Source organism: Streptomyces sp. HSW2009 (genome assembly GCF_040240285.1).
Taxonomy (GTDB): domain Bacteria; phylum Actinomycetota; class Actinomycetes; order Streptomycetales; family Streptomycetaceae; genus Streptomyces.
In genome coordinates this window covers 1-8059 of sequence record NZ_JBEHZD010000376.1, presented here as the reverse complement: position 1 = coordinate 8059, position 8059 = coordinate 1, and the positions used below count along the sequence as shown (strand labels likewise).

Sequence of the window (8059 nt, the reverse complement as noted above, 5' to 3'; positions counted from 1 at the left end):
ACTCTCCCACCCTGCGGGCCGGGGCACCCTCCCCCCCCCCGGCCCCCCCCAGGGGGGGGGGGGGGGGGCCCCCGGCCGGGGCCCCCCCCCCCCCCGCCGGCCGGGGCCCCGCGCCGTACCCCGACACCTCTCACCTGGCCCGCCGCGCCGATCCCTCGCGTACGCGGCGTCCCCTGGGGCTCATGTCGTACGACTCGTCTCGTACGGCCCGTGGCGTGGGGCCCGTGCCGCGGGGCCCGTGGCGTACGGAACGTTTCATGCGGTTTGTCCCGTACAGCCCGGCTCAGCCAGCCCGTCCGAGCGGCCTCGCGCGTACGAGCGCACGTAGGGCCTCACGCGTACGAACCGTTCAGCGGCTCGGCGTCACGCATCACCCGTCACCCGTCACCCGTCACGCGTCCGAGGACGCCGCCTCGTCCGGCTCGCCATCGGCCGCTCGCGCCGGGGCCTGGGCTGGACCCGAAGGAGTAGCCGGGTCGGTCGGGGCTCCAGCCGCTGGGGCCGCACCGGGAGGGTCGGACGAGGCCCCTTCGGCCGGCGGGGCCGTGTCGCGGCTCACCGGGCGGGCGCGGACCGCGTCCGACAGCGGGCCCGCCGCCGCGTCGCCGAGGCCCGCCAGGGTGATCGCCAGGTAGCGGCGCCAGTCGCCGGTGCCGTTGCGGATGACCGCCGCAAGGCCGCAGACGATCATGCTGAGGTCGATCACCTCGACGTCGGGCCTGATGGCGCCCTGGGCCCTGGCCCGCACGATGAGTTCGGCCGCTATGGCCTCGGTGCGCTCCGCCGCCGTGCCCTTGGGCCTGGCCGAACCGAGCGTCGCCTCGATGGACGCGGTCAGCCCCCGGTCGGTGGCGAGCACCTCGCCGATGTGCCAGAGGTAGCGGGCGAGGCCGTCCGCCGCGTCCGGGCACGGCACGCACCGGGTCCGGCCGAAGGTCACGATCTCCGCGTGCCGCTGTTCGCCGGCGGCCTCGATGAGCGCGGCTCGGCTCGGGAAGTGGCGGTAGACGGTGCCGATGCCGACCCCGGCGGCCCGGGCCACTTCGGGCATCTGCACGTCCTCACCGCGCGCCGTGAACAGCGCGCGTGCGGCCTCCAGGACACGGGTCCGATTGCGCTCGGCATCGGCTCGCGGCTTGCGCCGCCGTGGGGGCGATGAGGTCGACACGCTGCCCGATCCTAGTGCCACCCCCGCCGGGACGCTCCAGAAAGGTGTTCCAGGCACCGGGTATTGATGCAGGTCAGAGCGGGTTTTACCGTTCCAGCTTCCCGTCTAGTGGTGGATGTCTTGCCCGCTGGGCGCAGCCATGGCGGAGTTGCCCCATGAACATGCACTCGCACCTCGACCACGCCGCCGAGCAGTCGGCCGGCACCACCACGACCCGCGCCGTCGCCGCGGGCACCCCGGGCCGGCTGGCCCGTACCGGCGTCATCGGGCTGGCCGTGCTGGCCGCCGCGGCCACCACCGCCGTGCTCGCCCCCGCGGCCGGCGCCGCCCCGCGCCACGGCGCAGCCTCCGAGCCCGCGTTCCTGGAGCCGAACGAGCTGCCGCCGCACCCGACCTCCGCCTGGTACGCGAGCCCGGTCACCGCCGGCGCGCCGGACCCGCTGCCGTTCTGCGTCGGGCCCGCGCTGCCCGGCGCCACCTCCGTACACCGCTCGTTCTGGACCGAGTACGACACGGGCGCGGTGCAGGTGACGGTCGTGGAGCGGGACGAGACGCGCGCCAAGGCGCTGGCCGCGCTGTGGAACAAGGCCGTCCGCGAGTGCGCCGCCAAGGCCGAGCAGGACCCGGACGTCACCGCCGAGTTCAAGGACTACGGCAAGCTCAACGTCGAAGAGGGCGCCAACGTCTACGGCATCCACACCGCGCACGCCTGGGGCGGGTCCGACATCAACCTGTTCTCGGTGGGCCGGGACGGGCGGACGGTGACCGTCGTGAAGTGGGGCCAGATGGGCAATTTCCAGCACGCGCAGGTGGCCGACTTCAAGCGGACCACCACGACCGCGGTCAACAAGCTGTACTGAGTCGGGCGTTCGCCCTCTGGTGCCTGACACCAGAGGTCTGACGCCGTGGCCCGGTCTTCGACGGCGGCCGTAGGGGGCTCCCAACGCGGCGGCCCGGTCCGCCCGCGCACCGTCGGGGTGTGCGGGCGGACCGGGCCGCGCTCTCGTTCGCGGGGCGACAGGGGCGGGCGCCGATGCGGGCACGGCTGCCGTGGGGGAGGTGGGTCCGGCCGCGCGGCCGGCGCCCGCCCTTCCTCAGCCCGCGAACGGGGCAGTCACTTGCGGAACGAGCCCTTCGCGAAGGTGTCGAGGCCGCTCAGCCCGCCCGCCCAAAGCTGGTTGACCCGGGCGGACTCCTGCGCGTTCGGGTTCGGGTTGGTGCAGGACGGGCCGGGGCCGCCGCCGGACATCAGCTCGCTGCACGGGCCCGAGTAGTGGTCCGGCAGACCGAGCACGTGGCCGGTCTCGTGGGTGGTGACGCGGACCGAGTCGTACTGCTGGTTCTGCCGGTAGTCCAGGAAGATGTAGCCGCGGCCGTGGCCGTCGGTGCTGGCGTACGAGCCGCGCGCGTCGTTGCCCTCGCGGTACGAGAAGTCGCTGCCGCCCGAGCCCGCCTGGAGCTTCACGTTGGTCACGTGGGAGTTCCAGATCGCCGCGCTCCGCGCGATCTGCGACGCGAAGGTGGGCGCGCCGCTGGCGTTGTAGGTGACGGTGACGGCGCGCTCGCCGGTCTTGGCCTGCTTGGCCTTGGCCGACTTGACGACGGCCTCGAAGAACGCCTTGGTGGCCGCGGCGTCCTCGCCGGAACCCTGGTACGCGGCGATGCTCGTGGCGGTCGAGCGCTGGCCGGCGTCCGCGGTGGGGGCGGCGGTCGCGGGCAGTGCGGTCGCGGCGGCCAGGCCGAGGCCCAGCGCGGTCGACAGGAATATCGCAGAGCTCTTCATGTGGGGGGACTCCTTCGGGCCTCCGGGGCCCCGGCGATCGCTGTGGGGTAGCGATCAGGGCATCCGGAACGGGGTGTCCCGCCGAGTGTCAGGGACATGCCGCGCGGCGCGGATGATGCCAACTGCCGATAGCACCGAGCTATGGCCCCCAAAAGCCGCCTAGCGGCCATACCCCCGCATTGCGCTACGTTGCGGCGCCAGAAGGCGGCGGATTCGACCACGGAATGCAATGCACCGGACAACTCCTACATGGACAGGCGATCGGATGACGTGTCTGGTGCCTGTCGTGTCCACGCCGATATGCTCCGCTCGTGGAGCTCGATGTGAGACACCTCCGTGCGCTCTGTGCTATCGCCGACGCGGGCAGCGTGCGCAAGGCTGCGCTCCAGCTCGGCATGACGCAGCCCTCCCTCACCACGCAGCTCAGGCGCATCGAGAAGGCGATCGGCGGCCTGCTGTTCACCCGTGAACAGTCAGGCAGCCACCCGACGCCGCTCGGCCGCTCCGTCCTGGCCCGCGCACGGCCGATCGTCGCCGATATGAACGCCCTGGTCAGCGCGGCCAAGGACGCCGCGGCCCACATCAACGGGGCGCATCTGCGGATCGGCAGCACCGGCAACCGCGCCGTGGCCGGCTGGCTCCGCAGGCTGCACGCCAGGCTGCCGGAGACGGACACCACGATCCACGTCGACATATCGGCGACGATGCTGCTCCAGATGGTGGCCACCCAGCAGTTGGACGTGGCCTTCGTGCACGAGTTCACCGGCTTCCCGCTGTCGGTGCCCAGCGGTGTCGAGCGGCGCGTCCTGCTCCCCGAGGAACCGCAGTTCATCGCGTTGCCCGCGGACCATCCGGCGGCCGGCCGCACGGTGGTGCGCCTGGCGGAGTTGGCCGACGACCACTGGGTGGTCGACCTGACCGTCGACGACGAGTACGCCGCGCTGCGCCAGGTGTTCGCCGGGGCCGGCCTCAACCCGCGCGTGGTGCACGTCAGGGACACCACGACCGCCGCCGAACTGGTCGCCTCAGGCGAGGCCGTCTCGCCCTGCCAGCCCACGACGGCCCCGCGCCCCGGCATGGTCATCCGCCCGCTGCACGGCGACCCGCTCACCGTACGGCTCTTCATGGTCTCCCGGCCGCAGACCACCACCGGCACCCGCGCCGACGCGCTCTACGCCGACCTCAAGTCCGCCTACCTGGAACTGGCCTGGGCCAACGCCGCGTACCGGCTGTGGCTGCTGCGCCACGACAGCCCGCTGCTGCGCGCCGACGCGCCCGGGCCCGATGCGGGACGGGCCGCCGCCCGGCGCGACGGCCTGTCGCCGGCCGCGCTCTCCTGTCTGGCCCCCGTGCCGATCACCCTGGCCGCTCCAGAGCCTGCTCCAGAGTCGGCACGGGCCTCAGCAGCCCCGTGAGGTTGGCGATCTCCATCATCCGCAGGGTGATCTGTTGCACGCAGACCAGGCCGAGCCGCCCGGCGCGCCGGGCCATCCGCGCCTCCGCGCGCACCAGCAGGTCGAGCCCGGTGCAGTCGAAGAAGGTGGTGCGGCTGAGGTCGACGACGACGTGCGGGGGGCCGCTCGGCGCGGTCGCCTCGTCAAGGACGACCCGGATCTCCCCGACGGTGGCGAGGTCCACATCCCCGGACAGCTCCACGACCGTACAGCCGCGCACCGCGTACGACCGTGCCAGCCGCCCGCCGTCGCCACATCCGCTCGCCCCACCGACATCGCCCGCGCTCATCACCCACGCCCCGCCGGGCACCACACCCCCGGCTCCCCCGCTCGCTGCCGCATCCCCCACGTCCCCCGTACCCCATGTCATCCCCCGGTCCTCTGTCTGCCCGTCAGCCCCGGCCGCCGCCCCGGACTGCTCCGAGCCGGGCTCCCCTTGCGTACGGATGGACACGACGGCCTCCCCGCACTCCGCCGCCGCTGCCCGTCGTTGATGGTCACAGCCCATGCTCAGGTCCCCACGTCCGCCTGGCCTGCCGCCCTGGCACAGGTGCACCTGGCGCCGGTGTCCGATGCCTGCCGGCGTCGATTTCACGCCATCCGCACCCGGGGTGACAGGCGGGCCACGCTAGTAGCGAGCATCGAGCAGCCAGCATGCAAGAACGATTCTTGCCCCCGGAAGAACACTCGTACGAGTGAAGCAACCCCCTTGCCCTTGTTGTTGACGTCGCGTCAAACATGATTCCCGGCCAACACCTGTCCGCAGCCCGTCCGGAAGACCGTCCGACCACCCCACACCCCCACCCGCCGCGCACGACACGATCCCGCCACGTTGACGGCTGTCGCCAGCGAGGGGCTGAATGATCCGACCCCGGGGTGAAGCAGCGCTGGGAGGGCGGTCGGGGCGCGCTGGGGGTGGCGTCGCGGGCGCGGGAAGGGCGCCGGGGCGGCGTCGCCGCGGGGCCGTGCGGAAGGGCGTCGGGGCCGGGGCCATCGAGGAGCAGCGGGCTGCGTCCGTGGGGGCTGTGGACCCTTTGCGGACCGGGGCCCGCGGACACGGCGAAGCCCCTCACCTCTAGGCCGAGACGAGGGGCTCATACGCGCCCTGACCAGGCATTTCGCCGAGGTCAGGAAGGGTGGGCGCAACAGGGATCGAACCTGTGACATCTGCTTTGTAAGAGCAGCGCTCTACCGCTGAGCTATGCACCCGTGCATGAGCCGACAGCCTACCCCGACGATGCCCCGTACTCGCAAACGCGTATGCCGCCGGCGGACGGTCGCCGGGCTGGTGGGGGCGGGTGGCGCCACGGGGCGGGCCGGGCGGAGGTGGCTTCGGCGGGTGGGTCCGGGCCGGGCGGGGACAGCATCGGCGGGTGGGTCCGGGCCGGGCGGGGACAGCATCGGCGGGTGGGTCCGGGCCGGATCGAGGCAGCTTCGGTGAGCGGGGCCGGGCCGGATCGGGCCGGCTTCGACGGGTGGGTGTGAGGTATCGGGGTGCGGTGGCGAACTATCCGGCCCGTGTGTTCGTCCCTAACGGGTGGGAGAATGGCATCCGGGCCTGGGGCGATTCATCGGGAGAGGGTAGTGACGGCGACCACCGCGCAGTCTGTGCACCTACTACGCCGCCTGCTTGGGGACCGACAGCCCGCCCGCGCCACGCCCGCGGCCCCCGCAGCGCCCGCGGAACCTGCCGCGTCTACGCCCGCCCCGCACCCGGCGCCGCCCGCCGGACACGCCGCACCCGCGGCGCCCCACACCGCGGCGGAGCCGGCCCACCACACGGCCCGCCCCACGCGCACGACCCGTACCGAAAAGACCGTCCGCGCCGCCCGGACCAGCCACACCCCCCGGACCGACCGCGCCGACCAGACTGGCCAGGCCGCTCGGGTCACCCAAGTCACCGCCCGCCGGCCGCGGGGCGGGCATCGTCGGGCCGTGGGTGACCTGCTGGTGTTGGCCGTGGTGCCGGTGCCGTTCGTGCTCGCCGCGCTGGCGGGGGCGTTCGCCGGTGGGGGCACGCGGCGGTGGTTCGGGCGCGGGGAGAACCAGCGGGCCGAGGCGCAGGCGGCCAAGGACGCCGCTGCCGCCGCGTTCTACGAGTTGGACACCGCCCAGCGCGACCTGCGGATCTCCATCGAGACGATCACCGCGGTCGACGACTCCCCGGCCGCGCGCAAGGCCGTCAGCGACTTCGCCGCGCTCGGCCAGCGCATCGACCACGTCAGCCACGACTACATCACCGCGGTCGACGCGCACGACCTGGACCGGGACGACCTCGAAGCGGCGGCGGCGAGCCGCGCCCGGAGCGAGTTGACCCGGGCGAAGACCGAGCTCGAACGGGCCAAGGGCGACCTCGACCGGTTCGCGCAGGGGCTCGGCCCCCTGCTGCGTACGGCGGAGACCCAGTTGGCCCGGCTGGCGCCCGCCGTGGAGCGGGCCCGGCAGGCGCTGCTCGCGGCGAGCAACGCGCTGGACGCGGTGCGCGCCGCCGGGCTGCGGGCCGACGACCTCGCCGCCCGGCTCGCGGCGCTCGCCCCCGAGCTCACCAAGCTCAACCAGGGCGCGGGCCAACACGGCGTGCCGGAGACGATCCAGCGCGCCGACCACGTGCTGCGGGCCGCCGAGGCGGTGCGCGGCGAGGCCGAGCGGCTGCCGGCGACCGCGGCCGACATCGACCGGCGGCTGGTCTCGCTGCGGACCCGCGCCGAGGCCATCACCACCCGTACCGAGGGCGTCGCCCCGGTGCTCAGCGAGTTGCGCCGGCGCTACAGCGCCGCCTGCTGGCAGGACCTCCAGCCGGTGCCCGAGCAGGCCGCGCGCTCCGTCGAGCAGGCCGAGGCGAAGCTGAAGGAGGCCAGGGCCGCCCGGGAGGCGCAGCGCTGGCCGGACGCGCTGGCCCGGCTCTCGACCGCGCGGGCCCTGCTGAACACGACGGACGAGGCCGTCTCCGCCGCCGGCGAGCGGCTGCGCCGGCTCGCCGCGGTATCGCACGACCAGACGGGCGAGCTCGAGCGCACCAGGTTCGCCGTGCGGGACGCCCAGCGGCTGGCGATGGCCGGCCGCAACACCCCCGACCCGCGGCACGCCCGCCCGCTCGACGACGCGGTCGCCCGCCTCGACCGGGCCGTCGCCGGCCTGGAGGGGCGGCACCCGGACTGGTGGCACTTCCTCACCGAGACCGAGGCGGTGCGCCAGACCGCCGCCCGGGTCGTCCAGGAGATCCGCGGGGAACTCGGGGCGGGCGGCGGCTGACCCGCCGGGGCGGCCCGATCCTTGCGCGGGCCGCAGGCCGCAGGCCGCAGGTCTCTGGTCTCGGGCCGCGCCGCCTGGCCGGCACCCCGCCAGGACCGCACCAGGTGGGCGGCAGGGCCCGGGCGACACCGTCAGGGCCCCGCCGTTTGGGCGGCGGGGCCGCTGCCACCGGTCCGCGGTTAGGCTGCGGGCATGCCTCGTTACGAATACCGCTGCCGCGCCTGTGGCGCGAACTTCGAGCTCAGCCGGCCCATGGCGGAGTCCAGCGCCCCCGCGACCTGCCCCGAGGGGCACGGCGACACGGTCAAGCTGCTGTCCACGGGGGCCGTCGCCACCGGCGGCGGAGCGGCCCCGCGCGGCGCCGCGCCCGCGGGCGGCGGGGGCGGCTGCTGCGGCGGGGGC

7 protein-coding genes and 1 tRNA gene are annotated in these 8059 nt (G+C 74.5%); 4 read left to right on the top strand and 4 right to left on the bottom strand.

Annotated features, from left to right (window positions below; genetic code table 11):
- Positions 1-391 precede the first annotated feature (391 nt).
- Positions 392-1168: a TetR/AcrR family transcriptional regulator gene (locus tag AAHZ94_RS23770; RefSeq protein WP_349995054.1), complete on the bottom strand. Its 777-nt coding sequence runs from the start codon at positions 1166-1168 to the stop codon at positions 392-394.
- 161 nt (positions 1169-1329) lie between these two features.
- Here AAHZ94_RS23770 and AAHZ94_RS23765 point away from each other — a divergent pair, with 161 nt between their 5' ends.
- Positions 1330-2028, top strand: coding sequence for a hypothetical protein (locus AAHZ94_RS23765; RefSeq protein ID WP_502964762.1), 699 nt, complete (start codon positions 1330-1332; stop codon positions 2026-2028).
- A 254-nt stretch (positions 2029-2282) separates the two neighbouring features.
- Here the strand turns inward: AAHZ94_RS23765 and snpA are convergent, their stop codons facing one another.
- Positions 2283-2951 carry a snapalysin gene (gene snpA, locus AAHZ94_RS23760; protein ID WP_349995050.1) on the bottom strand — a complete coding sequence of 223 codons (669 nt, stop codon included), beginning with the start codon at positions 2949-2951 and terminating at the stop codon, positions 2283-2285.
- 311 nt (positions 2952-3262) lie between these two features.
- On the opposite strand from snpA, the gene AAHZ94_RS23755 reads away from it, so the two are divergent.
- Positions 3263-4366 (top strand): LysR family transcriptional regulator, encoded by a 1104-nt coding sequence (locus AAHZ94_RS23755; RefSeq protein ID WP_349995049.1) that lies wholly within the window; start codon positions 3263-3265, stop codon positions 4364-4366.
- On the opposite strand, the gene AAHZ94_RS23750 is transcribed toward AAHZ94_RS23755, so the two are convergent.
- A complete protein-coding gene (locus tag AAHZ94_RS23750) occupies positions 4308-4694 on the bottom strand; it encodes an anti-sigma factor antagonist (protein WP_349995047.1) in 387 nt (128 codons plus the stop codon). The genes AAHZ94_RS23755 and AAHZ94_RS23750 overlap by 59 nt on opposite strands.
- Before the next feature lie 848 nt (positions 4695-5542).
- Positions 5543-5614 (bottom strand) — tRNA-Val (locus AAHZ94_RS23745).
- A 726-nt stretch (positions 5615-6340) separates the two neighbouring features.
- Here AAHZ94_RS23745 and AAHZ94_RS23740 point away from each other — a divergent pair.
- Both AAHZ94_RS23740 and AAHZ94_RS23735 read left to right on the top strand, forming a co-directional pair.
- The gene (locus AAHZ94_RS23740) at positions 6341-7657 is read left to right on the top strand and encodes a hypothetical protein (RefSeq protein ID WP_502964761.1); all 1317 of its coding nucleotides are present in this window, start codon (positions 6341-6343) and stop codon (positions 7655-7657) included.
- Between the two features lie 192 nt (positions 7658-7849).
- Positions 7850-8059 (top strand): FmdB family zinc ribbon protein (locus AAHZ94_RS23735; protein WP_349995045.1); only part of this gene is annotated, 210 nt, incomplete at its 3' end.